Source organism: Campylobacterota bacterium (assembly GCA_040752835.1).
Classification (GTDB): Bacteria; Campylobacterota; Campylobacteria; order Campylobacterales; family Sulfurimonadaceae; genus Sulfuricurvum.
On sequence record JBFMGG010000007.1, the window covers coordinates 532,738 to 559,649 of the forward strand.

The 26,912-nt window shown below is 54.0% G+C and carries 28 protein-coding genes; 10 read left to right on the forward strand and 18 right to left on the reverse strand.

Features of this window, described 5'->3' with window-relative positions:
• Positions 1-240: 240 nt before the first annotated feature.
• Positions 241-2,697: an EAL domain-containing protein gene (locus AB1763_08780; GenBank protein ID MEW5832918.1), complete on the forward strand. Its 2,457-nt coding sequence runs from the start codon at positions 241-243 to the stop codon at positions 2,695-2,697.
• A 4-nt stretch (positions 2,698-2,701) separates the two neighbouring features.
• On the opposite strand, the gene AB1763_08785 is transcribed toward AB1763_08780, so the two are convergent.
• Positions 2,702-4,585 carry a PilZ domain-containing protein gene (locus AB1763_08785; protein ID MEW5832919.1) on the reverse strand — a complete coding sequence of 628 codons (1,884 nt, stop codon included), beginning with the start codon at positions 4,583-4,585 and terminating at the stop codon, positions 2,702-2,704.
• Positions 4,586-4,724: 139 nt separating this feature from the next.
• Between AB1763_08785 and gltX the strand changes: the two genes are divergently transcribed.
• The 3 genes from gltX to AB1763_08800 are packed head-to-tail and all read left to right on the forward strand — an operon-like array spanning position 4,725 to position 7,941.
• Positions 4,725-6,023 carry a glutamate--tRNA ligase gene (gltX, locus tag AB1763_08790; GenBank protein MEW5832920.1) on the forward strand — a complete coding sequence of 433 codons (1,299 nt, stop codon included), beginning with the start codon at positions 4,725-4,727 and terminating at the stop codon, positions 6,021-6,023.
• Positions 6,020-6,307, forward strand: a complete 288-nt coding sequence (locus AB1763_08795) for a YggT family protein (GenBank protein MEW5832921.1) — start codon at positions 6,020-6,022, stop codon at positions 6,305-6,307. Before gltX ends, AB1763_08795 begins: the two co-directional genes overlap by 4 nt.
• Positions 6,304-7,941, forward strand: coding sequence for a transglycosylase SLT domain-containing protein (locus tag AB1763_08800; GenBank protein MEW5832922.1), 1,638 nt, complete (start codon positions 6,304-6,306; stop codon positions 7,939-7,941). The genes AB1763_08795 and AB1763_08800 overlap by 4 nt, the downstream gene beginning before the upstream one ends.
• Here the strand turns inward: AB1763_08800 and AB1763_08805 are convergent.
• The gene (locus AB1763_08805; protein ID MEW5832923.1) at positions 7,862-8,395 is read right to left on the reverse strand and encodes a hypothetical protein; all 534 of its coding nucleotides are present in this window, start codon (positions 8,393-8,395) and stop codon (positions 7,862-7,864) included. The two genes, AB1763_08800 and AB1763_08805, sit on opposite strands and share 80 nt — an antisense overlap.
• Positions 8,396-8,489: 94 nt before the next feature.
• Here AB1763_08805 and mobB point away from each other — a divergent pair, with 94 nt between their 5' ends.
• From mobB to AB1763_08830, 5 genes are read left to right on the forward strand one after another with little or no spacing between them, the layout of a single operon-like run.
• On the forward strand, positions 8,490-8,996 hold the full coding sequence (gene mobB / locus AB1763_08810; GenBank protein MEW5832924.1) for a molybdopterin-guanine dinucleotide biosynthesis protein B: 507 nt from the start codon (positions 8,490-8,492) through the stop codon (positions 8,994-8,996).
• Positions 8,993-9,838, forward strand: a complete 846-nt coding sequence (locus tag AB1763_08815) for a class 1 fructose-bisphosphatase (protein MEW5832925.1) — start codon at positions 8,993-8,995, stop codon at positions 9,836-9,838. The genes mobB and AB1763_08815 overlap by 4 nt, the downstream gene beginning before the upstream one ends.
• Positions 9,822-10,016, forward strand: coding sequence for a hypothetical protein (locus tag AB1763_08820; GenBank protein MEW5832926.1), 195 nt, complete (start codon positions 9,822-9,824; stop codon positions 10,014-10,016). The genes AB1763_08815 and AB1763_08820 overlap by 17 nt, the downstream gene beginning before the upstream one ends.
• A 12-nt stretch (positions 10,017-10,028) precedes the next feature.
• Entirely contained in the window at positions 10,029-11,978 is a 1,950-nt protein-coding gene (gene metG, locus AB1763_08825) for a methionine--tRNA ligase (GenBank protein MEW5832927.1), read from the forward strand.
• Positions 11,975-12,982, forward strand: coding sequence for a hypothetical protein (locus tag AB1763_08830; GenBank protein ID MEW5832928.1), 1,008 nt, complete (start codon positions 11,975-11,977; stop codon positions 12,980-12,982). Before metG ends, AB1763_08830 begins: the two co-directional genes overlap by 4 nt.
• Before the next feature lie 8 nt (positions 12,983-12,990).
• On the opposite strand, the gene AB1763_08835 is transcribed toward AB1763_08830, so the two are convergent.
• The 3 genes from AB1763_08835 to gdhA form a co-directional block, all read right to left on the reverse strand.
• Complete coding sequence (locus AB1763_08835) at positions 12,991-13,632, reverse strand: SprT family zinc-dependent metalloprotease (protein ID MEW5832929.1); 642 nt, start codon at positions 13,630-13,632, stop codon at positions 12,991-12,993.
• Positions 13,629-14,297 (reverse strand): 7-cyano-7-deazaguanine synthase QueC, encoded by a 669-nt coding sequence (gene queC, locus AB1763_08840; protein ID MEW5832930.1) that lies wholly within the window; start codon positions 14,295-14,297, stop codon positions 13,629-13,631. The genes AB1763_08835 and queC overlap by 4 nt, the downstream gene beginning before the upstream one ends.
• A 94-nt stretch (positions 14,298-14,391) precedes the next feature.
• Entirely contained in the window at positions 14,392-15,744 is a 1,353-nt protein-coding gene (gene gdhA, locus AB1763_08845; protein MEW5832931.1) for an NADP-specific glutamate dehydrogenase, read from the reverse strand.
• Between the two features lie 130 nt (positions 15,745-15,874).
• Here gdhA and ybeY point away from each other — a divergent pair, with 130 nt between their 5' ends.
• Positions 15,875-16,297, forward strand: a complete 423-nt coding sequence (ybeY, locus tag AB1763_08850) for an rRNA maturation RNase YbeY (GenBank protein ID MEW5832932.1) — start codon at positions 15,875-15,877, stop codon at positions 16,295-16,297.
• Positions 16,298-16,305: 8 nt separating this feature from the next.
• On the opposite strand, the gene mrdA is transcribed toward ybeY, so the two are convergent.
• The 13 genes from mrdA to AB1763_08915 are packed head-to-tail and all read right to left on the reverse strand — an operon-like array spanning position 16,306 to position 26,879.
• Positions 16,306-18,108, reverse strand: coding sequence for a penicillin-binding protein 2 (gene mrdA / locus AB1763_08855; protein ID MEW5832933.1), 1,803 nt, complete (start codon positions 18,106-18,108; stop codon positions 16,306-16,308).
• Positions 18,105-18,560, reverse strand: coding sequence for a hypothetical protein (locus tag AB1763_08860; GenBank protein MEW5832934.1), 456 nt, complete (start codon positions 18,558-18,560; stop codon positions 18,105-18,107). Before AB1763_08860 ends, mrdA begins: the two co-directional genes overlap by 4 nt.
• Complete coding sequence (locus AB1763_08865; protein ID MEW5832935.1) at positions 18,527-18,991, reverse strand: N-acetyltransferase; 465 nt, start codon at positions 18,989-18,991, stop codon at positions 18,527-18,529. The genes AB1763_08860 and AB1763_08865 overlap by 34 nt, the downstream gene beginning before the upstream one ends.
• A complete protein-coding gene (yihA, locus tag AB1763_08870; GenBank protein MEW5832936.1) occupies positions 18,988-19,599 on the reverse strand; it encodes a ribosome biogenesis GTP-binding protein YihA/YsxC in 612 nt (203 codons plus the stop codon). The genes AB1763_08865 and yihA overlap by 4 nt, the downstream gene beginning before the upstream one ends.
• On the reverse strand, positions 19,596-20,087 hold the full coding sequence (lptA, locus tag AB1763_08875; GenBank protein MEW5832937.1) for a lipopolysaccharide transport periplasmic protein LptA: 492 nt from the start codon (positions 20,085-20,087) through the stop codon (positions 19,596-19,598). Before lptA ends, yihA begins: the two co-directional genes overlap by 4 nt.
• A 10-nt stretch (positions 20,088-20,097) precedes the next feature.
• Positions 20,098-20,607 carry an LPS export ABC transporter periplasmic protein LptC gene (gene lptC, locus AB1763_08880; protein ID MEW5832938.1) on the reverse strand — a complete coding sequence of 170 codons (510 nt, stop codon included), beginning with the start codon at positions 20,605-20,607 and terminating at the stop codon, positions 20,098-20,100.
• On the reverse strand, positions 20,607-21,098 hold the full coding sequence (locus AB1763_08885) for an HAD family hydrolase (protein ID MEW5832939.1): 492 nt from the start codon (positions 21,096-21,098) through the stop codon (positions 20,607-20,609). Before AB1763_08885 ends, lptC begins: the two co-directional genes overlap by 1 nt.
• Complete coding sequence (gene hisB / locus AB1763_08890) at positions 21,095-21,667, reverse strand: imidazoleglycerol-phosphate dehydratase HisB (GenBank protein MEW5832940.1); 573 nt, start codon at positions 21,665-21,667, stop codon at positions 21,095-21,097. The genes AB1763_08885 and hisB overlap by 4 nt, the downstream gene beginning before the upstream one ends.
• A gap of 1 nt (position 21,668) precedes the next feature.
• Positions 21,669-22,472 (reverse strand): septal ring lytic transglycosylase RlpA family protein, encoded by an 804-nt coding sequence (locus AB1763_08895; protein ID MEW5832941.1) that lies wholly within the window; start codon positions 22,470-22,472, stop codon positions 21,669-21,671.
• Complete coding sequence (locus AB1763_08900; GenBank protein ID MEW5832942.1) at positions 22,465-23,685, reverse strand: transglycosylase SLT domain-containing protein; 1,221 nt, start codon at positions 23,683-23,685, stop codon at positions 22,465-22,467. The genes AB1763_08895 and AB1763_08900 overlap by 8 nt, the downstream gene beginning before the upstream one ends.
• Positions 23,686-23,702: 17 nt before the next feature.
• Positions 23,703-24,479 (reverse strand): TatD family hydrolase, encoded by a 777-nt coding sequence (locus AB1763_08905; GenBank protein ID MEW5832943.1) that lies wholly within the window; start codon positions 24,477-24,479, stop codon positions 23,703-23,705.
• Positions 24,476-26,017 carry an AAA family ATPase gene (locus AB1763_08910; GenBank protein ID MEW5832944.1) on the reverse strand — a complete coding sequence of 514 codons (1,542 nt, stop codon included), beginning with the start codon at positions 26,015-26,017 and terminating at the stop codon, positions 24,476-24,478. Before AB1763_08910 ends, AB1763_08905 begins: the two co-directional genes overlap by 4 nt.
• Before the next feature lie 7 nt (positions 26,018-26,024).
• Complete coding sequence (locus tag AB1763_08915) at positions 26,025-26,879, reverse strand: NAD(+)/NADH kinase (protein ID MEW5832945.1); 855 nt, start codon at positions 26,877-26,879, stop codon at positions 26,025-26,027.
• Positions 26,880-26,912 lie beyond the last annotated feature (33 nt).

The following is a 26,912-nucleotide window of genomic DNA, read 5'->3' on the forward strand; positions in this document are numbered from 1 at the left end:
GCGGATTGTAAATCCGATTCCAAGAAACCTCTTTGTGTAAATTACAGATTTTGCATCGTCCCAATGCAAAATTCATTCTGAGTATTATAGTAGAAGAGAGTTAATAATGCCTGTATCGAACCGTTTTAAGCTATCTTGCATTAAACTTGCAACATTGCATTATGGATCCAACATACTACTTTGCCCAAAGGTCTGATGCGTGAGCCTGAACAATAAGATTTTGTTGCTGATCGTATCGCATTGTCGCTTTTTATCCTCTCGTTTCTCTATTTCTGGAAATACAGCGCCCAAAAAATCGACGAACTTCAAACTATCCGCGTACAGGAATTCCAGGCAACCTTCGGCGAACTGCTCGACCTTCGCGGGGATAAGTTGCAAACCATGAATTACGACTACTCCTATTGGGACGAGCTGGTTTCGTTCGTGGAGAGCAAAAACCACCGCTGGGCCGAGGTCAACCTCAAAGAGCCGATGCAGGTCAATCACATCGACTACTGCATCGTTTACGACACCCGTGGTCAGGCCGTCCATTACAACCAGTCCTCGACAGTCCTCCCCGACCTGAGAAACAAGCTTCCTCTTGAGACTATAACCGCTGCCCTGCCACTGTTTTCGTACTATTTCATTGTTGAAAAAGGCCATCTGATCCAGGTCTTCTCGTCCCCCATCCAGCCCTCTTCGGATTTTATGCGCCAGTCGCCTCCGAAAGGGTATTTCGTCATTGCCAAAGTCTGGACCCCGCACTACATCGCCGATCTGGCCAAAATAACCAGGCAAAACGTCGAGCTGGCCAAAACGGGCGAAACCTACGACTTCCTTTATCCGCTGGCCTCGCATGATGGAAAGGCGGTTGCCCACCTGGGCGTGAAACTCAACAGCGCGACGGGTGAAATCGTCGATTCGATTTTTAAAACGCAGCTTGTCTTTATCCTTGGAACCGGAATCGTTTTCGTCGTACTCCTGTCACTTTTCCTGGTCCACTTCGTCACAAGACCGCTGCGTCAGGTAACCGAATCGATCCGTACCAAAGACCCGCGTATGCTCGGCCATCTCCCCTCACAGCAAGACGAGCTGGGCAATATTGGGCGGGCGGTGAACGATTATTTTACGAATACGGCGGTGCTCGAAAACTACAAAACGGTCATCGACCTGGGGTACATCGTCTCGAAAACCAACCATGAAGGCTACATTACCTATACCAACAAAGCCTTTGAAACCGTCAGCGGCTTCTCGGCCGCCGAACTGATCGGAAACAAGCACAGCATTACGAAACACCCCGATTTGCCGCGTGAATTTTACACCCGGATGTGGTCGACACTCTTAAACGGCGACGTGTACATCGGCATCATCAAAAACAGGGCCAAAGACGGCAGTACCTATTACCTGCGCTCGGTCATCGCTCCCATCTACTCCCCGGCCCGCGAATCGGTGGAATACATCTCGATCGCCATCGACGTCACCGAGCTGTTTATCCGGATGGAACAGATCGCCCGCCAGACGACCGATTCCCTTACGGGGCTTCCGAACCGCCAGCAACTCACCGAAGACCTCGCCTGCGAAGGGATACAGTCTCTTGCGTTGTTGAACATCAAACGTTTCCGCGCGATCAACGAATCCTACGGTTATGAGACGGGAGATATGCTACTGCGCCAGTTTGCCCATAAGCTCAGCACGCTGGTCTCCGCCGCGAAAATCTACCGGGTGTCGGGAGACGAATTCGCCCTTTTGTTTGATGAGGGTTCTGAAAATGACGTCCGTTCGGAACTGGGACGCATCATCAACCACCTCGAAAGCGAACCGTTCGAGCTCGCCGGCACCAGCCTGAACGTCGACCTGCTCGTCGCCTATGCCCGCAGCGAAAGCAACCTGCGGATGAAATGCGATATGGCGTTGCATTACGCCAAAGTCAACCATCTCTCTTTTATCGACTTCAACCGCAACGTCGAGATTGAAAACGAACTCAAACAGGCCAAAGAGACGACCGCCTTGATACAGCACGCGATCAAGCATCAACGGATCATCGCTTTCGGACAGAAAATTTTCAATACCCGCGACAACAGTTTCAAAATTGAAACGCTCATGCGCCTCGTCACCCCGTCGGGCGAAATTTTAAGCCCCTACCGGTTTCTCGAGCAATCCAAAATTGCCGGACTGTACGAAAAAATGACGCTGCAGATGCTCGCGTGCGTCTTCGACTATTTCAAAGACAATCGGGCCGTTTTTTCGGTGAATCTCACGTTTGAGGATATCGTCAACAACGACGTTACCGCGTTTTTTTTCAACTCGATCGAAAAATACGCGCTGCAGGGAAGAATCATCATCGAGCTGGTGGAAACCGAACAAATCGACGCGGCGCACAGTGAAACCGGCCGTTTCATCGAACGGGCCAAAGAGTCGGGATGCCGTATCTCGATCGACGATTTCGGAAGCGGCTATTCGAATTTCAATTATCTCGTCAGCATCGGGGTCGATTATTTGAAAATCGACGGAAGCCTGATCAGAAACATCGATACCGATCCCAATGCCTTCATCACGGTCAAGGCGATCGTGTCGCTGGCTCAGGCGATGGGGATCGAAATCGTGGCCGAATTCGTCCACTCGCAAAGCGTTATGGAAAAGGTCGTATCGCTTGGAATCGAGTTTATGCAGGGGTACCATCTCCACGAACCCGAGCCGCTAGAGACCCTGATCCTCTAAAGGGCTAGAGCCTGTTGACGATGGTTTTAATTTCGTTGACCAGTGCCTGCTGACGGTTGTAGATGTACTCGATAAGATAGCTCTCGTACGGCTCTTCGAGATCGAGGATGACAACGAGCTTTGTAAAGTCGTCCTCTTTTTGGAGATATTGTATTTTCCCCGAAACGGCCATCGGAACCATCCCCCCCTCAAACCGTGCGATCGGAAGGTTGAACTGCAACATGACCGACGTCCCGACTTCCGGCGGGGTTTTGCCGCTTCCGATCCGGCAGGCGATCGATTTGATCGAAATATCGAGGATCGTACCCGCACTCACGTTTTTGGGCGAAGTGAGCGTTACGTGCATGCGGTGGTCGCTCTGGATACGGATATACTGCCGGTTGTTCGCCGAGGCTTCCAACGGCTGGAATTGCGAAAGGACGGCGATTTTTTTGCCGACATCCACGATCTTGATTTCGGATTGAATGTCAAAGGGAAAACCCGGGGACTGGATGACGGTATGTCCTTCGAGCTTCATCGCATAGCCTTGTATCTTTTCGATAGCGAGGTACGCCAGCCCCTCGGAGAGTTTAACCAGCCGTGCCGGGGTACTGATCCGGATCCCTTTGTAAAAATTCAGAAGTTTGATGGGGGTTTTGTTCAGCATCAGCTTTTCGAGATAGTAGAGCGCCTCTTCGGTATCGTCCAGAACCCCTTCTCCCACGCTGATCTCGTGGTGAACGAGGTTTGCGATGTCGGCAGAGAGGAGATTCTTCTGGTGGATATTATCGATGATGCGGATCGCTTTATCGAGTTCCGAACCTTTCATATCGATGACGAACGAATTGAGCACCGGAACGTTGCCCTCGACGCTTACGTGGGCGCTGACGTCGTGATGGAACCGCTCCAGCGTCTCTTTGAGTTCATCGAGCCCGGCGCGCTCGTGCATTACCGTAAAGACATTTTTGTGCCACTGGGCGATCTGGGCATCGCGGCCGAAATAACTTTTCGCGCGAACTAGGATCTCTTTGTAAAGTTCATGGTAAAGATGCTCGCCGTTGAGCGCGATGATTTTATCGCTGTTTTCGACGTGGACCATGATGACCGGAATCGATTCGTTCTCTTTTTTGTGGACGACAAACGCGTCTTTGAGCCGTTCAATGAACTCCATCCGGTTGTGTATCCGCTGTTCGCAGCTTTGCAGGGGAGCCTTGAGGGGGATCATCGCGATAAGCGTCTCGTTTCCTTTGAGCGGATGGGTATTGGCAAAATACGATTTCTCCCCTTCCAGGACGCTCTCGATTTCCACTACTTTTTGGCTTGACCCCGGCTGGCCCATCATTTTGGCCAGATCGCTCTCCGCGATGAAACGGTCGAATTCATCCATCCTGCTGATGCCAAAATGGTGTTTCAAAAGGTCGTTCGCGTACACGCTTTTGCCGTTTTTGCAGATACAGAACAGCACATTGGAATGCTCGGCGATATGGCGCTGGAACCCGTGGACCACCGCATCGTTATAGGCACGGACCAGAACGGGGAAAATGCCCGACAGGGCGTTATGGAATTCATCGGTATCCGAGGGGAATGGGACGACACCCCACGCCCGCAGTTTCATCGCGCCCCTCAAAACGTCGGGATCGTTGCAATCGGGTGCCATCACGAGGGTTTCAAGACGATGAATCGAGGAGAGAAGGCTCCCCAAAGAAGAGGAGATCAAACGCGGCGTGGGCAGGCACACGATCATCAGATGGTAGTCGCCGTGGGCTTTCGACGCCTGGGACGGGGTGATAAACGTAACGTTGCGGAACAGACCCGAAGCCGCCTGGGCAAAAGGGATCTCGCTCCCCTCTTCCTGTATCACGGCCAGATCAAAATGTCTTGCGTATTTTGCGATTTTTTCGTTGGACACTCGTTCACCCGGCGATAGATAGATTATTTGCTGTAACGATTGTATCGAATCGTGCGGATGAGTCCGCTTAAAAGTGCTCAAAGCTCCGTTAAACCGAGTTTCTGATAGAATGTAAAGAAAAAAATTCAGGAAAATATTTATGCTTCGTTTTGCTCCGAGCGCTACCGGCGATATGCACATCGGCAATCTCCGCGTAGCTCTCTTCAACTATATTTGCGCGGTACAGCGGGATGAACCGCTCCTGATCCGTATCGAAGAGACCGACAAAGAACACGATATTCCCGGAAAAGAAAAAGAGATTTTCGACATCCTCGCCCTCTTTGGGATCGAGTACCAAGAGCAGCAGCTCCAGAGCAACAATCTGCGCTTCCACCGCGCCATGGCGCTACAGCTTCTCCAGGACAAAAAAGCGTTTAACTGCTTTTGTCCCCCCGAAACGCTTGAGGCCAAACGCGAAGCGGCAAAAGCGGCCCGCACCGCCTACCGTTACGACGGCGAGTGTGAGAACCTCCCCGCAGAAGCCGTCATCGATAACGAAAACCCCTTTACCATCCGCCTGAAAAAACCTTCCGAGCCGATCACCGTCAAAGACATCATCAAGGGGGAGTCCACATTCGAACCCGATGAAATCGACAGTTTCATCCTGATGCGCGCCGACAAGTATCCGACGTACAACTTCGCGTGTGCGGTCGACGATATGCTCGCCGACATCTCCCTCATCATCCGCGGCGAAGACCATCTCTCCGATACCCCCAAACAAATCGCCATCCACCGCGCCCTGGGGTATACCAAAACGATCGAATACGCCCATCTGCCCGTCATCCTCAACGACGAAGGGAAGGAAACGTCCGGGCATGACGAGGCTTCGAGCGTCAAATGGCTGCTGGAGGAAGGATACCTCCCCGAAGCGATCAGCAACTACCTGATCTTGATGGGGAACAAAACGCCGACGGAAATTTTCACCCTCAAAGAGGCGATCAAATGGTTCGACCTGCGCACCCTCTCCAAAGCGCCCGTCCGGTTCGACATGGACAAGCTCAAATTCATCAACCGCGAACACCTCAAAGGGCTTGACCCCAAAGAGCTTTCGCGTTACGTCGGCTTTGCCGACGAAGAGATCGGCAACCTCGCCAAAGTGTTCCTCGATGAAGCCGTAACCCTCAAAGAACTGCGGGAAAAAATCGGCGCGGTGTTCGCTCCGAAAATCGTCCCCGACGAATACAAAGAGGGGTTTGACGTGTTGCGGGACCTGACGCTCAAGGCGCCCCATTTCGATGATTTCGAAGCGTACAGTAACTATCTTGCCGAACACAGCGGGCTCCAGGGGGAAAACTTTTTCAAACCGCTGCGCATTCTCATCAGCGGTTCCGAAAACGGCCCCGAACTCGCCGATCTGTATCGGTATCTTAAAAACTACATCAAAGAGGTGGCCAAATGATGAGCGGCATTATCGCGGGACTGGGCGGCATCGTCCATTCCCTTCTCACCGTCTATATCTGGGTCGTCATCATCGGCGCCCTGCTCAGCTGGGTCCGTCCCGACCCCTACAACCCTATCGTGCAGATCATTTACCGATTGACCGAGCCGGCATACCGCGCTATCCGACGCATGATGCCGACCGTTTTCAACGGCATCGACCTTGCACCGATCATTTTGATCGTTCTGCTGAACGTGGCCGATGTGATATTGATTAATATCATAAACGGAATGGTGGTCGGATGATCGGCCGTTCACTGTTTCTGGGGGCGTTGCTGGTTTGTTCGGCATCCGCCGTCACCCTCGATGAGATCGCTTCCAAACCCCCTTCCCGGGAAAAGAACTTCCTCATCTGGCAATTTCTGAAACAAGACATCAACGCCTCCGCGGCAAGCGAAGCGTTTTACCAGATCGATACGGTCAACCCGCGTTTCTTGTTTGACTATGCTGCCAAAACCGACGAGAGCGAAATCCGCTACACCGCCGATTGCATGCAGAAAGTCTCCACCCAGCTCATGGCGATCGAGCAGGACGACTGCCTCTACCTCGCCCTCACCCCTCAAAAAGCGCAGATGCTCGAAAGCTACGAGCGTGAGCTGATCGCGACACGCCTGGGGGACCGTTTCGGCGACGTTCAATGGCTGCGTACGATGAACCATAACAATCACTTCGCCCCCTACAGCGACCTCGAAGCGTCGCTGAAGCTCTTCAACCTTTCCTCTCCTCAATACCGGCATGAGCATTTCAACCACCCCATCGATCTCGAAAGCCTTGCTTCCCTGACGTCGATGAACGGTTTTGCCCAGCTGGTGTACTGGAGCGTCACCGACCCGAAACTGGGCGAACTGCACGCTTCGCTGGCCAACGTCAGCGGCGGCTCTTACGGATTCCAGACCCATTTTTATCTCGGGATCAACGCCCTTCGCTACGGGCGCGCCGACAATGCCCATTTCCACCTGCTCGAAGCCAAGCGCAAAGCCCCTTCCCCGATGGAACGGGACAAATGCACCTTCTGGCTCTACCGTGTCACGTCGGATGACGCGATGCTTCGTGAGCTCTCCGAGAGCCTAGACATCAATATGTACGTCCTGTGGGCCAGGGAACGTCTGGGCGTCGAAACCGAAAACTATTTCACGACCCTTCCGACCAGCGGCCCCGGAGGATTCAAAGGGGACGATCCGTTCGAATGGAACCGTCTTCACCGCGAAATGGTCGCCACGCCGCCCGAAGAACTCTACCGCCTCGTCGAACGCTACGAAGGAGACGATTCGCTCGCCGTGCAGGCGTACATGATTGAACGGGTTTACCAGCCCTACGTTCATAATTTCACCATGCCCTACGAGCGCTATCTGCAAGGGATCGACAACGACCAAAAAGCGTTTCTCTATGCGCTCATGCGCCAGGAGACCCGGCTGATTCCGGGGTTGATCTCGCGTTCCTTCGCACTGGGCCTGATGCAGATCATGCCGTTCAATGTCGATTCGATCTCCAAAATCCACCCCCTCAAAGTCTCTTCGTATCAGGATATGTTCAACCCCCAGTTCAACATTCCCTATGCGATCGAGCATCTCAAACACATCGACAACACCCTTTACAATCCCGTGTTTAAAGCCTACGCCTACAACGGCGGCATCGGCTTTACGAAACGGCTGATTACGGCGGAGGGGGTTTTTCTAAACGGGGTGCACGAGCCGTTTATGAGTATGGAACTCGTCTGGAATGCGGAAAGCAGGGAATACGGCAAGAAAGTTCTTGCCAATTACGTGATCTACAAGAAGATCCTGGGGGAGAGCGTTTCGATCACTCGGATTTTTGATAATTTAACACAGCCGACCCTGTCTGATTGTTTTCGAGCCGCAGCGCAAGCCCCGGCCCGGTGACCGGTTCGAAACGGATCAGGAAATAGCGGTTCCAGTTGTTCTGGATCGGAATAAGCGAACGGCGGGGATCGTTCTCCTTGATCTCTTCCATCGAAGCGGGTGCGATCGCCCGCGTAATGGGCTTTTTCGTTTTGGAATCGACGTCCGCGACGTTGAGCGTCAGTGTGTAACCGTGGTCTTCCAACGTCCATTTTTTAACGTCCTGGTTGCGCTTTTCAAAATAAAAAGCGGCCATGAAATACTCGCCGTCACGGTATTGTCCCGGATAGACGGGGTTGAGATACACGGCAGAGACAATCGCTTTGGTCTCCATCGATTTGACGATACTGGCGGTACGGAGCTGCTCGACCGAGCGCTCGTGGGCCTCGTCCATCGTGAACAGATCGAACGCCCCTTTCTGGGAACATCCGCCGAGTGCCAAAACGGCCGCCAGCGCTACAAGTGAAAATCGCATAATCGTCCTTAAAAGTGGTTCAGATACACTATCTTAACAAAATTTCAATGATAGTTGACTATAATATCCCCTATTTTTACTCGAGGTACGATTTTTGAAAAAACGACTAGCGGTTGCGTTTACCGGCCCCTCCAACAGCGGCAAAACGACCCTTATTCTCAAAGTGGCCCGAAAACTGATCCACGAGCACGGTCTGCAGGTCGCCATCGTCAAAAACGACCCCAAAGACAAGGCCCAGTTCGACGTTCCCGGAAAAGACAGCTACAAGTTCAGCGATACGGGGGCCGAAGTGATCGTCACTTCCCCGACGCGCACCACCTATTTTTCCAAACGGCACAAAGAACTCGACGAGCTGATCGCCCTGTTCGGCGAGTTCGACGTGCTGCTGGTCGAGGGGCTCAAAAACCTCCCCCTCCCGCGCATCAGCATTTTCCGGGGATCGATCGATACCGACTATTTTCCCTACATGAACGCCCTGGCGGTCGACGACACGATCGACACCGCCCGCTATACGGTCCCCGCGGGGATCGATCTGCTCGATCTCAACAACCCCGATCAGGTGATCGGATGGATTTTAGACAACGCAAAGGTACTTGAATGAACACGATTTTAGAAGCGATCCAGAAAAGCGCAATCCGCATCAAACACGCCATCGATGTCAAAGACATCGGTTATTCGCAAGAACAGAACAGCTCCGGGGAAACGCAGCTTCAGCTCGACATCCAAAGCGACCTCATTATCGAAGAGGAACTGAGCAAAATCGCATCGGTCCACACCATCGCCAGCGAAGAAAAAGAACATCCCATGACGCTCAATGAAGAGGGGCGCTATTTCATCGCGTTCGATCCGCTCGACGGTTCATCGCTCGTCGACGTCAATCTCAGCGTCGGATCGATTTTCGGCATTTACGACGGCGGGTTTTCGGGGAAACGGATGGTTGCCGCCTGCTACGTCGTTTACGGTCCGCGCGTCGAGCTCGTATTTGCCCAGGACGGCAAAGCCTCTCTTTATCTGCTCCAAAACGGCGAATTCGAGTACGTCAAGGAGATCCGCTTGAACGCTAAGGGAAAAATCATGGCCCCCGGCGGTACGCAGCAACACTGGGCCCCCTACCACAAAGCGATGATCGATTCGTTCTTCGCGCGCGGCTATCGCCTGCGCTATTCGGGCGGTATGGTTCCCGATCTGCACCAGATTCTCCTCAAAGGCGGCGGTCTGTTCAGCTACCCCGGCGCAGCCGACAAACCGGAGGGGAAACTGCGGATGCTGTTCGAGGTTTTTCCTTTCGCCTTCGTCTTCGAAACGGCCGGCGGAAAAGCGGTCGACGGCAAAGGGCGGGTGCTGGAGAAAATCCACGCGCACGTCCACGACACGAGTCCGTGTTTCTTCGGCTCGTCCGAGGAAGTCGACGAGGTTATAAGTGTCTATGCACGGGAACAGTGACGTTTTCGAGCAGCGGCTCGAAGAGGCAACCCGCACCCTTCGGGCGTGCCAGGAGGAGAAAAAACTTGAAAGCTGCTACGACTGCCCCGAGTGCATCGGGTGCGAAACACGGGGAAAATACGTCCGGAGCGTGTACGAAAGCATGTCCAAGGGCGAAACCGGCGGATTTGATTTTTAGGAAGGAAATTTTATGAGCAAAAACTATATTACCACCCCCATCTACTATGTCAACGGCGAAGCCCACATCGGTCATGCCTACACCACGTTCATCGCCGATGCCCTCGCCCGCCACTCGCGCCTCGTCGGCAACGAAACCTATTTTCTCACCGGTACCGACGAACACGGCCAGAAAATCGAGGAATCGGCGAAAAAACAGAACAAGCCGACACAGCAGTTTGCCGACGAGATCAGCGCCACCTTCCGCAACCTCTGGGACGAGTTCGGCATCAGCTACGACCAGTTCATCCGGACCACCGATGCCGCGCACAAAAAAGGGGTCCAGGCCGCATTCGCGAAAATGGTCGAAAACGGCGACGTTTACAAAGACTTTTACGAGGGGAACTACTGCGTCAGCTGCGAAACGTTTTTCCCCGAGTCGCAGCTCATGGACGGCGGATGCTGCCCCGACTGCGGACGTCCTACCACCATCGTCAAGGAAGAGAGTTATTTCTTCCGTCTCAGCAAGTACGAAAAGCCGTTGCTCGACTATTACGAAGCACACCCCGAATTCATCCTTCCCAAATCGCGCCGTAACGAGGTAATGAGCTTCGTCAAAAGCGGTCTCAACGACCTCTCCGTCACCCGGACGAGCTTTAGCTGGGGGGTTCCGCTCCCCGAATCCCTCAACGAACCAAAACACGTCATGTACGTCTGGCTCGACGCCCTCATGAACTATGTAACGGCGCTGGGATACGGCACCGACGAAGCCAAAATGTCGTTCTGGCCCGCCAACGTTCAGCTCGTCGGCAAAGACATCCTCCGATTCCACGCGATCTATTGGCCGGCGTTTTTGATGAGTCTCGGGTTGCCGCTTCCCAAACACATCGGAGCGCACGGGTGGTGGACCCGCGACGGCGAAAAAATGTCCAAATCCAAAGGGAACGTCGTCGATCCGCGCGAAGTTTCCAAGCACTACGGCGCCGAAAATTTCCGCTATTTCATGATGCGCGAAGTGCCGTTCGGACAGGATGGGGACTTTTCGCAGCGTGCCCTCATCGACCGCCTCAACTCCGATCTCTCCAACGATCTTGGGAACCTGCTCAACCGCATCATCGGAATGAGTGAAAAATATTCCGACTTCCGCATCGACAGTGTTGACGTCGAAAAATACCACGCACGCGAACTGGGCGATGCGCACGCGCTCCTCGACGCGCTCCCTCCTTATCTTGAGGAGCTGCAGATTCACCGTTACCTCGAAGAACTCTGGAAAGTCTTCACGATCGGGAACAAGGCCATCGAAGAGCATGCGCCCTGGAGCAAAATCAAAGAGGGACGAACGGACGAAGCCCTCGCCACCGTCGCCCTCGTCGCCAATCTACTCGCCAAAGCCTCGGTCATGCTGCACGGCATCATGCCCAATACCACGGCCACCATCGCCGATGCGCTGGGATTCGCGATCAATACCCAAAGTTACAACGACCTGATCGTCAACAAAAAGCTTTTGGCCCCGTTCACGATCAAAAAAATCCCTCCCCTTTTCCCGCGCGTCGAAGAGCCTCTGATGAGCGAAGCCCCCAAAGCGATGATCGAGGAAGCCCCCAAAGCGGCCGAGCCGAAAAAAGAGGAGAAAAAAGAGAGTACGGTCCCCAGTGAAGGTCTTATCACGATCGATCAGTTTTTCCAGACCTCGCTTAAAGTCGGAACCGTCCTCGAAGCCGAGGAAGTGCCCAAAAGTTCGAAACTCCTGAAGCTTCAGGTCGATCTGGGCGAAGAGACGCCCCGCCAGATCATCGCGGGGATCCGCGAATACTACTCCGCCGAATCGCTGGTGGGAACACAGGTGTGCGTCGTTGCCAACCTCAAACCCGCGAAGCTTATGGGAATGCTCTCGGAGGGGATGATCCTCGCGGCCAAAGACACTGAGGGACTCTGCCTCGTACGTCCCGAAAAACCACGCACGAGCGGAAGTTCGATTGGATGAGGCTTGAAAATATCCTCGCACTGACGCAGGGAAACCTCCTGGGGGCACCGACCGTCAGCATCTTTGAGAATGTCGTCTTCGACCCTTCCAAAGTGAAGCGGGGATCATTGTTCGTCGCCTATGCGGCCGACGAAATTCCGGAAGCGCTCCTGCACGGCGCTTACGGCGTCCTGTTCGACCGCCCGACCCAGATCGCCGACAGTGAAGTTGCGTGGATCAAAGTCGAAAACATCGATGCGGCACTCAAAAAGCTGCTCCGTTTCTATCTGCTCGAAAAAGAGCTGCAAGTTTATGCCTGCGATCCCATTACACTGCACCTCTCCACGATGATCACTACCCCGCCCTCCTTTTGCAATGTGGAGGGGAGCATGCGCGAAGTGTGGGAAAAACTGTGGCCTCTGGAAAAAAAAGCGATCGTGCTATTCTCTCCGACGCTGACCGATCCCGATATCTTCATCGAGCATTCCCAGCTGATACGGGCGCAGGAAAATACGATCACCATCATCGAGCAGACCCTTTTCGAAACCTCTTTCATCCACAACGACACGTTTTACGAGCGACAGATGCTCTCGCCGTTTTTCATCCCCTATCTTGAGCACCTGCTGTTTTTTTACACGTTTCTGCGGATCCCGTTTCAGATTCGGGGGTTCAGCAAGATGGGCCACTTTATCCCCGTTTTTACCAACGCGCGGATGGAGATCAAAGAATTCGGAACGAGCGAGCGGGTCGTCATTTTCGAACCGTTACTCGAACTGATCGACGAACAGATCGATTTTCTCGACGCGCAGGCTTCCTGGGCAAAAATCATCTGTCTTCTTCCCGAAACGATGCGCTCGGCGCTCACCATCGGCGTCGACAACATCCTCTTTTACCGCTACCCCGAAGAGATCATTGCCCTCCTTCAAAGCAGGGATTTTCATTTTGCCCTGGTCGCCGGAGTGGACAAAAGTGTTCTTCGTCCGTCGCGCTCGTCGATGAAGCAGCTCGAACTCGACTTTTTTTAAGACCGGTTTTAATGCGGCGAAATCCCTCTGAGTTCGCGTCGGAGCCGTTTTTCCTCGGGGAGATAGCGCCGGACCAGTTCGTGGAAAAAACGGGAATGGTTCATGTGCTCCAGGTGTGCCAGTTCGTGGACGATGATGTAATCGATGTGCTCGTAGGAGAGCTGCATCATCATCGTATTGAACGTCACGACCCCTTTCGAATCGCAGCTGCCCCACCGTCTGCGCATTTTTTTGAAACGGATTTCGCGGGGTTTCAGCCCCGTTTTGCGTACGTAATGTTCGATCCGCGAAGGTAAGGTCAAAAGAGCTTCATCACGGTAAAAACGGTGGTAATATTTTTCAATATCAATCAAGCTTCGGCATTTTTCGAGCTTTTTTTCCAATGCCGGGAAATGCCCAAGCGGCACGTTTTCTCCCCGGAAACGGATCGTCTCGCCCGGACGGTGAACGTCACGGGTCCGCTCATGTATGCGCGCAAGGTGTTCTCGTATCCACTCTTCTTTTCGGCACAACAGCTCACGGATCCGTTGCTCGTCGCGTATCGGAGAGCGGACGCACACTTCCCCCTCTTTCGTTACCGTGATGTACGTATTGCGGTTACGGGGACGGTACTCGTAGAGGATTGCGGAGGTGCGGGCGCAAAAGGTCATTGGCAATATGGAATCGGGTCTCTCATGCCGGCCGCCTCGAATCCGCGCAACCGCAAACGGCAGCTGTCGCAGACACCGCATGCCGCGTCTTCGTCCTTGTAACAGCTCCACGTCAGATGCAGCGGAACGTTGAGGGCCGCCGCTTCGACGACGATTTGCGATTTTTTCAGGCGTACAAGCGGCATTTTGATGGAAATTCGGGTCGATTCTTTTGTTCCCAGGTTGGCCGCTTTTTCAAACGCGTCGATAAAATTGCCGGTACAGTCGGGATAGCCGCTGCTGTCCTCTTCGACAACGCCGATGGCGATCGCTTCGCACCCCTCTTTTTCGGCAATTGCCGTAGCAATCGAGAGGAAAATCCCGTTCCGAAACGGTACGTAGGTCACCGGAACTCCCGCTTCAAGCCCCCCGGTAGGGACCTCTATGGTGTGATCCGTCAGTGCCGAAGCCCCGATTGCGGTAAAAAAATCGAGATCGATTTCGTACGTGTGTTCGACGCCCAGATCGGCGCAGATGGAACGAAACGCTTCAAGTTCCTTACGGACGGTACGCTGCCCGTAGTTGAAATGCAGCGCCACGATTCCGTATCCCTCATCTCTCATCATATACGCCGCGAGGGTTGAATCCATGCCCCCGCTCATAATGCACAACGCTTTTTTTCTCATAAGAAGATTGTAGCAGGGGTATCCTTAGGGAGCAATGCAAAGGGGAAAAAGGAGGAAAAGCGGAGGCAGGCGACGGGGCCCGCCAAAGCAGGAATCAGACGATTCCCTGCTCGATCATCGCATCGGCAACTTTGCGGAAGCCTGCGATATTGGCCCCAAGGACCAGGTTGGTCGGCTGGCCGAATTCGGCCGCCGTCTGACTGGCGTTGAGGTAGATGTTTTTCATGATCTGCGCGAGTTTGGCATCGACCTCTTCAAACGTCCAGCTCACCATCGAAGCGTTTTGCGCCATCTCAAGCTGCGACGTCGCTACGCCGCCCGCGTTGGCCGCTTTTCCCGGACCATAGCAGATTTTTGCGTCGATGAACGCGTGAACCGCTTCGAGAGTCGAGGGCATGTTCGCCCCTTCGCTGACACAGACGCACCCGTTTTTGAGCAGTTCCTGCGCGTCGGCGAGGTTGAGTTCGTTTTGGGTCGCACTCGGGAACGCCGCGAAACACGGGACCGACCATACGGCATTGCGGCCGGCTGGATATTCGGATACCGGCGTGTATGTCGCGTTCGGACGCTGGGCGACGTATTCGCTCAGACGCGCACGGTTGACCTCTTTGAGTTCTTTGAGGAGTTCAAGGTCAATCCCCTCGGGATCGTAGATCATCCCGTTCGAATCGCTGCAGGTGACGGGCTTTGCGCCGAGGTGATAGAGTTTTTCGATCGTATAGATCGCGACATTCCCCGAACCCGATACGGTACAGACTTTACCTTCGAGCGTCTCGTTACGGTCTTCGAGCATGTATTTGGCGAAATAGACCGCACCGTATCCCGTCGCTTCGGTACGACCCAGTGAGCCGCCCCAGTTGAGGGATTTCCCGGTCAGAACCCCTTCGTAGCTGTTGGCCAGTTTTTTGTACATACCGAACATGTAGCCGATCTCGCGTGCGCCGACACCGATATCCCCGGCCGGAACGTCCGTCGTTGCGCCGATGTGACGAAAAAGTTCGCTCATGAACGCCTGACAAAACCGCATGATTTCACGGTTCGATTTCCCTTTGGGATCGAAGTCGCTTCCCCCTTTACCGCCGCCGATCTGGAGGCCCGTCAAGGCATTTTTAAAGATCTGCTCGAATCCAAGAAACTTGATGACCCCGGCGTTAACGCTCGGGTGGAAACGCAACCCTCCTTTGTAGGGTCCAAGGGCGGAGTTGAATTCGATACGAAATCCTTTGTTGACCTGGATTTCGCCTTTGTCATCGACCCAGTTGACGCGGAAAAGGATCTGGCGTTCGGGTTCGACGATCCGTTCGATGATCTTGTGCTCGCGATATTTGGGATATTTTTCCATCAGCGGACGGAGCGACTCGAGGACCTCTTCGGCGGCCTGATAAAACTCGGTCTGCGAAGGGCTGGTTCTTCGGAGGTAGTCGAAGACTTCTTTTACGTACGGCATTTAGACTCACTTTCTTACAAAATTGTAAGGATTATAACATACAGTGCAAGTTTTATTCTAGATATTCCAACCAATTTTTTCGGTTTTTTTTCAAAGCCGGAGTACGGGAGGCTTATGCTACAATCCATCTATGATAGAACTCGACAACCGAACCGACAAACACTACGATTTCAGCCGATTGGAAACGATCGCCGCGAGTCTGGGCGACCGTGAAATCGAACTGATCCTGACCGACAATGATGAGATTGCGCAGATCAACCGCGCTTTTCGCGGCATCGACAAAGCGACCGACGTGCTGAGCTTTCCGAGCGATCCGTTTCCCGGCGCGCCGCTGGGCAGTATCGTCATCAGCGTCGACAAAGTCGCTTCGGTGGCTTCGGAACTTGGACATGGCGAAGAAGAAGAGCTCTCGCTGCTGTTTATCCACGGAGTGTTGCACCTGATGGGATACGATCACGAAATCGATAACGGCGAGATGCGGGCCAAAGAAGAAGAGCTGATCGAACGGTTCGCCCTGCCCAAAAGCCTGATCGTCCGGACGCTCGAAGAATAGGCCCCTCTTTAGGGAAGCGCGGGCTGCTTTTTGATATACCCCAGCTCATCGAGCTTGTTGTAGATCGCCGAGACGATTCCGCCGGTCGCTTCGCCCCCGTGTCCTCCGTGTTCGACCATAACCGTCACGATGAATTGCGGGCTGTCGGCCGGGCCGTAGGTCGTAAACCATGCATGCGAACGTCTGAAATACTCCATCGAATGTTCGCTCTCGCGCTGTTTGACCCCCTGAGCGATCCCCGTCGTCTGGGCCGTCCCCGTTTTTCCCGCGATCGGGAAACGCGTATAGACGTAAGCTTTGGCGGTTCCGCCCGGATCGTTACATACCCCCCTCATCGCGCTTTGGACGATCGGTAGAATCTTTTTCTCCGCAGGCGTGAGGACATCGATCGGCTTGGGGGTGTAGGGGTTGTCCGAAATGGTTTTGGCAATATGGGGTATCGGCAGCTTCCCGGTCGCCATCAAAGCGGTGAACTGGGCGATCTGCATCGGGGTCACAAGAAAATCCCCCTGCCCAATCGACGTGTTGAGCGTCTCCCCCTGATACCACGGTTTGTTGAATTTTTTCCGTTTCCACTCGCGGCTGGGAACGGTTCCGATGAATTCGTTCGGCAAATCGATCCCCGTTTTCTTGCCCAGCCCCATCCGGATCAGCCCTTTGCTCATCCGCTCGATTCCGACTTGCAGACTCCCCTTGTAGAAGTAGTCGTCGCAGCTTTGGGTGATCGCTTTGGCCATGTCGGTACTGCCGTGTCCGCTGTGTTTCCAGCATCGAAACGCTCGGTTCCCCAGCTTCATGGACCCCGTACAGTAAACCTCGTCATGCTCGTTGAGAAGTCCGGAAGTGGCGTAAAGCATCCCCATCCCCGTTTTGATCGTCGATCCGGGGGGATAGAGTCCGTTGATCATTTTGTTGGTGAACGGCGCATCGACGCTCGTCATCAGGGCGTTCCACTCCGCCGAGCTGATCCCCGAGACAAATGCGTTCAGGTCGTATTCGGGATAGCTTCCCGCCGCATAGACCGCCCCATAAACGTCCATGACGATAATGGAACCCACTTTTCCGGCGAAGAGTTCGCCGATGTAGTTTTGAAGCCGCATATCGATGTTGAGGACAAGGTTGCGATTTTCTTTCGTCGCGGTCCGACCCAGCTCCTCGATTTCGATGTTCTGGGCGTTGACCTTGATACGGCGTTCCCCCGCGACCCCCTGAAGGTAATCGTTGTAGTATTTTTCGATCCCGTTTTTCCCGACGTGCCCGATCAGTTTGAGGGCGGGGTTGGAATCAATCTCTTTTTGGTTGGCCTTGGCGACGTAACCGATCAGATGGGCACCGACCGAACCGTAGGGATAAAGGCGTTTGGGGGACGGCGAAATTTTGATCGTCTCGCGCAGGTTCATCAGCGCGTAAACGGGGATGATTTTTTCGTGCGGGATGAAATCGACGACGTCGATGAACGAGTGGTTGTAATACGAGTCCTGCTGTTTGTAGGTTTTGGCGATTTTTTTCGTATCCAGCCCCGGAATCATCGCATTGAGATAGGCGATTTCGCGTTCCAGCGCTGTCGCATCTTTTCCTTTGGTCAGGTGGGGGGCAAGGGCGATTTTGAACCCCAGTTCGTTGATGGCGATCGGTTCGTTGTTGCGGTCGAGAATCTCACCGCGCACGGGAGCGGTCAATTCGCTTTTGATACTGTTGCGTTCGGAGAGGGTTTCGTAATACTCGTTCGACTGGATGGAGAGGTGAAACACCCGCACCAATAATCCCAGCCAGACGATCGCGAAAATGGCGAACAAAATCTTGATTTTCATATCATCGCCGCCAGAATCAGAAATTCGATCACCATGTACAGCCCCATGTGCCAGTCCGCAGCGGGAACGTTGATCAGCAACACGCTATCGGCGATCCAGACGAAGAGCCAGTATCCCGGATACGCCAGCGCCACGAAAATCGCCGCGCGGCACAACCGGCACTGGACCACCTGCTCGATTTTCGGAATCAGATAGCGGATCAGGAGCGCGAAAAAAAGCAGCGTGCTTCCGAACCAAAACCCTTTTTCGGCTTCGAAAATCAGCAACATCGCCGCCGCAGAAATCAATGCGAGCAGATCGTGGCGGTTCAGTGCCTGGTAATAGGCGAAAAACAAAATCGCCAGCATCGGCGGCAAAAACAGGTACATGCTGCTGAGACTGATGTAGACCAAAAACGCCGCCACCGCCAAAAAGCGGTTTACAATGTCTTGATAAGGGAAACTTCGTTGCATACCGGAAAATGTTTGCATTTGATGCAGTCGGCCCAGATTTTGTGTTCGGGGATCGACTCTTTGGGGATTTCGACAAATCCCAGACGTTCGAAAAAGCGCTGCTGGTAAGTCAACGCCAAAACTTCTTTAAGGCCGAGTTTGCGCCCCTCTTCGCACGCCTTTTCGACCAGTTCACTGCCGATGCTACGTCCGCGATAATCGGGATTGATGATCATCGAACGCAATTCGGCGAGGTTCGGAGAGTGGATGTGCAGCGCGCAAAAGCCGACGATCTTCTCCCCGTCCATCGCCAGCCAGTACGAACGGATGTTCGTTGCGATTTCATCGTTGCTGCGGGGAAGGATCACCCCCGATTCGATTTCGGGCGCGACCAGGGCCTGCATCGCGGGAATATCGCGCAGAGTCGGTTTTTGATAGACGATCGTATTCATGCGGGCTCTTGTTTGAGAAGGCCGTAGAGGGTTTCAACCACCGTTTCGACCCCGCGCCGCTTGGAATTGGAGACCATCAACGCTCCGGGAAACCGTTTTTTGAGTTCGGAAAGCTCTTTTTGGTTCAATTTGTCGATTTTGGTAAAAACCCGAAGAATCGTCTGCTCCGGTGCGCAGATCTGTTCGAGGTATTCGCTGACCGAAGCATCGATCTCGAGATCGGGATGGCGGCTGTCGATGAGGTGGACGAAGACCTTGATCTGTTCTCTCTGCGAAATATAGGCGGTGAGGTTGCTTTCCCAGTCGCTTTTGAGACTTTTGGCCACCTTGGCGTATCCGAATCCGGGGAGATCGACGAATTTGGCGTGGAGCCGTTCTTGGGTGTCTCGGTCGATGAATACGACGTCGAAATAGTTGATCAGGCGCGTTTTGCCGGGTGTGGCCGATACCTTTGCCAGCGATTTACGGTTGGTCAGAGTATTCAGGAGGGAACTTTTCCCGGTATTTGAACGCGCCATAAAGGCGACTTCGTTTTGCTCGTCGTTTGAAGGGGCCAGCTTGATACTGGGGGCCGACGTCAGGAACGAAGCGTCTATGATTTCGATCATTTCGCCTTCGCCTTCGGTTTTTTCTCTTTCTCCTCGAGAGTGAACACCATGATCACCGGCTCGCCTTTGGTGCTTTCGGCGACCGCTTCCCCTTTGATCGTGTTGACGACGACTTTATCTCCCTGAACGCGACGGAAATCATCGATACGGATGAGATCGACCTTCTTGTAGAAATGGTATTCGCTTTCGTTCGGATAATAGACCGCCGTCTGCGATTTTCCTTTGTAGATCTCTTTGAGCTCGGTCACGATGTAAAACGATACGTCCCCTTCGGCGACGTATTTGACCGGTTTGCGCTGTGCGTCGGTGTAGATGGTCACTTTCGACGCGTTAAGATCGTCCAGCCCTTTAGTCACTTTCACGTTCCCCGTAAAAACAGAAATCCCCTTTTGCTGGTCTCCTTTGAAGTTTTCCGAAACGACTTTGAGTTCCTCGGCACAAAGTGCGAGCAGTGAGAGAGGAAGCAAAAAAGAAAAAAGTTTGATCATCGATAAATTCCTAGTCTAATTGGTAAATTCCCTGTACCGCATTGGCGGATACGGTTTTTTGCTCGGTATCGTAGTTGAGCCGCCGCCCGTCGACGCGGTTGGCGTTTTGGGTGATGACGAAAGGGCCTTCCGTACTGATCCGCGATTGTTTCGCGTCGTACTTACCCTCCTGCGAGCGGAACTCCAGCCCGTCGGCACGCCGATAGCGGACGTTTCCCTCCACTACGAGAACGTCGTCACGGTAAAGTGCGGTGTCCGAACGGATCGTCTGGAACTGCGTTTTCGTATTATCGCTAAAATTTGCTTGCGTTATCTCATAACGGTCGTCGAATTTTTTCCCTTCTTTCCCCTCGAGGATATGATCGACCCCGCGATGGGAAATCTCGTAAAGCGAAAACGAAAAAAGGTGTATTTTGGGGACTTCGGCCCGGTTTTTCTCTCCCTGCGCAGCAGGGGAAAAATAGCCGTACATCCCCATCAGCAGCCCCAGAACCAACACAAAAAAAAGATTGATCGACATTACAGCCACGGCTCCAGGAATTTTTCCTCTTCGCCGTTAAAACGGATCGTCTTTTCGATCATTTCGCGTACACACGCATCCCCGCCACGCCGATCAAGGACGTTGGCGAACGAACGGATGTATTCCGACCCGTCGCTGGGGGTATAAGGCTGGGCCACCCAGCGCAGCAGCCGGTAATCGTTCAGATCGTCGCCGATCGCGGCGACCTCGTCGGACGTAATCCCGAGTTTGTCGCATAATTCACGGGCAACCGCAAGTTTGTCCTTGACCCCCTGGTAAAAATGCTCGATCCCAAGCTCTTTCGCACGGTGGGCGACGATCGTCGAATCGCGTCCGGTGATGATGGCGGCATGGTGGCCGAGTTTCTGCCATCCTTTGATCGCGAACCCGTCTTTGACATTGAAATTTTTCAGTTCGACACCCTCGGAGGTGTAGATGATCTTCCCCTCCGTCAGACAACCGTCGACGTCGAGAATCAGCAGCCGGATCACAGCACCCCTTTGGTGCTGGGTATACCGGCGCGCTCGTTGACCGCAAGCGCACGGCGCAGGGCTACCGCCAGCGATTTAAACGCCGCTTCGACGATGTGGTGCCGGTTTTTCCCCCGCTGCATCACGATGTGTGCCGTAATCCCCGCGTTGAACACGACGGCGCGAAAAAACTCTTCGGCCAGTTCGGCGTCGAACTCGCCGATTTTCCCGCTGACGTCCACTTCGTAAACGAGATAGGGACGGTTGCTCAGATCGATGTCGCAGCTCACGGCCGCCTCGTCCATGACGATGACGGCACTCCCAAACCGTTCCACTTTTTCAATCGGATAGATCGCTTCGCGCAGAGCCTGCCCCAGAACGATTCCGATGTCCTCGACGCTGTGGTGATCGTCGATATGGACGTCGCCGACACACGTCACGTTCAGGTCAAACTGCGCGTGTTTGGCAAAACTCTCGAGCATGTGATCCAAAAAACCGACTTTGGTCGATACGGTGCTTTTGCCTTCCCCGCGAATCGCGAGTGAAAGGGTAATGTCGGTCTCTTTGGTGGTACGCTTTTTTTGGATCATCCTATTCCCTTATGATAAACGCGCCTTCAAAGTAGCCGCGTGATATGAAATCGCGTGCTTCGGCCTCACTTTTGAACCCGCCGAGCCAAACGCGAAATAGTCGTTTGTTATTATACTCTGTATCTTTGATAATTGCGCTGTAGCCGTTATAACTCGCGTATTTCTGCTTGGTCGCCGTCGCCCCTTCAAACCGCTCGAACGATCCGATCTGGACGAAAAAGGAGGTCAGCACCGATTCGCGAGGTCCTTTGGCTACGCGCGCCATGTCGATGGTTCGCATCCCTGAGGGTTCGAAACCGAGGACTTCGAGGGTGACGGGAGCCGTGCCCGTTTTATCGACGCCGATCTGCTGGGCGGCGGCAAACGAGAGGTCGATGATCCGCGTTTCCACAAACGGGCCGCGGTCGTTGATCCGGACGACCGTCTGCGCGTCGGTACGGGTGTTCGTTACCCGTACGACGGTATTCATCGGCAGGGTTTTATGGGCGGCGGTCATGGCGTACATATCGTACGCTTCGCCGTTGGAGGTCGATTTGCCGTGGAAGTCGGGCCCGTACCAGCTCGCAACGCCGCTGAAAGTATCCCCTACCCGCACGACGGTGGGATAATACTCTTTTCCCATCACCGTGTAGGGACGCATCGTCGCATGCAACTCGCCGTTTTTCTTGTAAATATTCGACGAGCTCATCGCGAGCTTTTCGGAAGGGTATTTCTGCGAGGGTCTGGGCTGATAACTGTAAGAGCCCGTATGGGTTGTACAACCGCCGATCAGCAGCGCCAATCCGAACAGCAAAACTTTAATCATCAACCTTTATCTCCTCACCCTCTTTGAGCACGTTCGACACAAACGGATTTTTCGCTTTGATCTGATCTATCGTCATATTATACAGTTCGGCGACTGAATCGACGGTTTCGCCGAGTTTGGCTTTGTGAAATTTCGTATTTTTGAGGTAGGGTTTATTGATCGGTATCCGGACGTTGCGGTTTTTGCCGATATCGGCATCCGTACCGATCATGTTCTCGCGCATGATTGCCCCGGAGGGGACGTTGTAACGCTTGGAAAGCTGGGCCACCGTTTCCCCCGATTTGACCCGGTGCATCACAAAATAGCCTTTGAGTTCACGGGTGCGGAACCGCTCGCGGAATACCGGAAGTTTCTCTTTGGGAATGTAGATGGGATAGGCCTGCTGATCGGGCGGTGTCACCCCTTTCTTGAGATGGGTATTGAGACGGACGAGATTTTTTTTGGGCATTTCGAGGACCGCCGCGATCCGGTCTATCTCTTCCCCCTCGGGCAGATACACCGTGGCGATGGGATTGTCGTGTTCTTTTCCGAGCAGGGTATCGTACTGGATTTCGGATAAAAACACCTCGTCGGTCGCCAGCAATGCAAGGGCGAGAACTTTGCGGAGGTAGCGGCGGCTTTCGGGCGGGATGTAGGCACGCTTGGGATCGGCCAGTACATGTACGTCCGATGTGCCGGCCTGACGTATCGCCTTGTACAGTTTTCCTTCCCCGCAATTGTAGGCGATCAGGGCAAGATACCATTTTCCGAACATTTTTTTCAGTGCACTGAGATAGGCGATCGCCGCGCGGGTCGATTTGACGTGGTCGCGCCGCTCGTCGACGAACTGGTTGACCGCCAATCCGTGCAGTTTCCCGGTCCCTTCCATGAACTGCCACAATCCCGCCGCTCCGCGCGTCGACGAAGTGCTCACTTCCAGCCGCGATTCGGCCAGTGCGATAAAGAGGAATTCCTTGGGAAGGTCCGATTGCGCGATCAGCGAAGTGAGCATCGGGATAAAGGTCCCCGCGTTTTCGCTCGAATCGGCGAAGCCGTTCATCCTGCACTCACGGCGTTTTTGGTCGTAGATGTCGTGCAGGTAGGGATCGCGCAGAAAGGAAGCTGGAAGGTCGAAGCGTTTGAGGACTTCGATTTTCTCACGGTCGGCAGGATCAAAACCGACCCCGAAAAGCCAGAGGGGAACGAACAGCGCCATCACCAGGATTTTCGTCATACGTCCCCTCCTCATCGCTACAACGTCCGGAACAGGAGTTTCGCGTTGGCGGTGGTCAGTGCCTCGATCTCGCCGGGCGGCATCCCCAGAAGTTCGGCCATCTTGTCGGCTACGTATCGGGTGTACGCGCTCTCGTTGCGCGTTCCCCGGTGTGGATGGGGGGTCAGGTAGGGGCCGTCCGTTTCGATCAGCAGCTTGTCACGCGGAATTTTCGGCAGAACCTGGATCAGTTTTTTGGCGTTTTGAAACGTCACCACACCGCCGATCCCGAAATAAAACCCCTCCTTCGAGAGGCTAAGGAGCTCTTCGTCGGCGTTGTAGCAGTGCAAAACGCCTCCAACTTCCCTGGCATTCTCTTCTTGCAGAACCATTTTCGCGTCATGACTGGCATCCCGGATATGGACAATGAGCGGTTTCCCGACTTTTCTGGCGAAACGGATCTGTTCGCGGAATACGTGCGCCTGACGCTCTTTCTCGGAGCGTTTTTCCTCGTCTGAGCCTTCCAGCCGGAAATAATCGAGTCCGCATTCGCCCACGGCGACGCATTTGGGATGTGCCGCATAACGATCGAAATCGACCGTTTCGAACGTTTCCATATCGTAGGGGTGAACCCCTACGGCGAAATAAACGTCATCGTGCGCTTCGGCGAGTTCGACCGCCCGATCGAGCGTCGAGGGGTGGGCTCCGGGTATGATAAACGCTTCGACCCCCGCGTCACGGGCGCGTGCGATCATGGCGTCAAAATCGTCGCGGTAACGTTCGTCGTCGAGGTGGATGTGGGTATCGATGATCATGCATTCCCCTGCGATCGTTCAAAAAGTTCTCGGGCAAAACGGGTCGCTTCTTCGCTGATCCCCTCGCCGCTGATGATCCGGGCGATCTCCTCGATCCGCTCGGCGGCCGAAAGCTCCCGCACCCGGCTCTCGCCGTCTTTGTAGACCAGGAAATGCTGTTCTCCCATCGAGGTGAGCTGCGGCTGATGCGAAATGACGAAAATCTGGTATTTTTTCGAGAGATGGCGCAGTACTTTCGCGACGCTCATCGACTCTTCGCCGCTGAGGTTGGCGTCGATTTCATCGAGCATCAGCACGCCCCCTTTTTCCTGCATCGTTTCAACCCCAAGGGCCAGCAGCGCAAGGCGCAGGCGGTTGAATTCGCCCGAACTGAGCTTGTCGAGTTTTGTCCCCGAAAGCCCAAGCAGAGCTTTATCGGTACCCAGCGGATGGGGTTCGGACGGTTCGAGTTCCAACGTCGCTTCGCGCAGGTAGAGCATCGCAAGATAACCGTTGAGGCTTTCGCGCATGGCCGGAAGCGCGTCATGTCTGGCTTTTGAAAGCAATTCCGCGGTTGCGGCCATTTGCGCCTTCAGGGCCGAAACGGCGCGAACCAGCTCTTCTTTGGAATGTTCGATCGTCTCGTACGATTCGAGTTCGCGTGCCTTTTGATCGCGGTATGCGAGCGCTTCTTCGACGCTGCCGTAGCGGCGTTTGAGTTCGCTGATCTGTTCGATCCGGTCAAGCACCTGCTCGACGTCGACCTCTTCGAGCTCGACCATCCTCTCCATCGACGTTTCGAAAACATGGCGCAGTTCGTTCATCGCGTCGTCGAAAAACGCGCTGTCGGTTTCCAGCAGTGAGAGTGCGGCGCCGACATGCCCCTCGTGGCCGAAAATCGCTTCGGCCTGCGAAATCGCTTTTTCGATCTTCTCTTTTTTCGAGAGTTGTTTTTTGATCAGAGAGAGTTCCTCGTCTTCGCCGATACGCGGCGCAATCGCATCGATTTTGGAAATCTCGTAGGCAGCGAACTCTTTAAGTTCCGAGAGCCGTTTTTCCTGATCTTCGATCGTCCGAAGTTCCTCGGAAAGTTTTTTGTGCTCGGCATACCGGGCCGCGTAGGTTTCAACGCGTTCACGGTGCGAAGGATCGTTCGAGAAGATACGCTCGTCGATCCGGCGCAATAGCGCGTAAGGCTCGAAATCGCTGTAATCTTTGAGGCTCAGATGACGCAGATAGCCCCCGCTGATGGTTTCCATCGACGAACGCGACGTGCTTTGGGAGTTGATGAAATAGCGGGTTTTCTCTTTTTTCACCTGGCGGAATACGTTGGAAGATTCGTTGGCGATTCCGTATTCCTCTTCGGCGATCTGCCAGCATACGCTCGATTCGCAAATCTGGGCATCGACGTTGTCCAGTCCGACCGACGAGAGGATGGAGCGCATCAGGATCGATTTACCGCTTCCGCTGGGGCCGGTAAACACGACAAGCCCAGGATGAAACTCCATCTCAACCTCTTTAAACGTCAGAAATTCCTTTAAATAAAACCTTTCGATCATCTTCGGATCATTCTCCCCAACCCAGTTTCTCTTTGAGAACTTCGAAATAATTGAACTCTTTACGGTGGATCAGATGGGCGCCCGAACCGGCCAGCTTGATGTTGACCGTATCGTGTTCGGTGATCTCGATCATGTCCTGCCCGTCGATAATCACCAGCGCGCTCGCGTCGGGCGTTTTCATCTCGATTTCGAAATGTCCCGGCAATATCACCGGACGCTGCGTCAGCGAATGGGGACAGATGGGAGTGAGGGCGAATACCTGCGTGAGAGGGAAAAGAACCGGTCCGCCCGCGGAGAGGTTGTACGCGGTCGATCCGGTAGGCGTCGATACAACCACCCCGTCACCGTAATAGGTGTTGAAGCTTCTGCCGTCGACATAGGTCTCAAGCCGGATCATCTTCGAAATCGAGGGGCGGGTGAGGACGATGTCGTTGAACGCTACGACGTGGGTATCGCCGTTACGTCCGGTAACGGTCGCCTGCAGCATCGCCCTCTCGTCGATCCGGAACTCCCCTTTGAGCATCTGATCGACAAAGGATTCGAGTTCGGCCATATCAAGATCGGCCAAGAATCCGAGCTTGCCCGCGTGGATCCCCAGAACGGGAAGCTGGAACCGGTATGAACGGCGTACCGCAGAGATGAGGGTGCCGTCTCCGCCGATCGTCACGAGGAAATCGGCTTTCTTGCACATGAGGTCGAAAGGCTGCCCCAAAACCCCGATCATCCCGCCGCTGACGTGATCGACGATCACTTCGATGCCGCGAGACTCGAATATCCGTTTCGCCTCGTAAAAAATCTCACGAAGCTCCGGCGTCGAGGGGCGTAAAAGGACACCGACGCTTTTAATATTAGTTAATTTCAATGTTAGCTGCCGTCTTTTTTTGCTTCTATTATA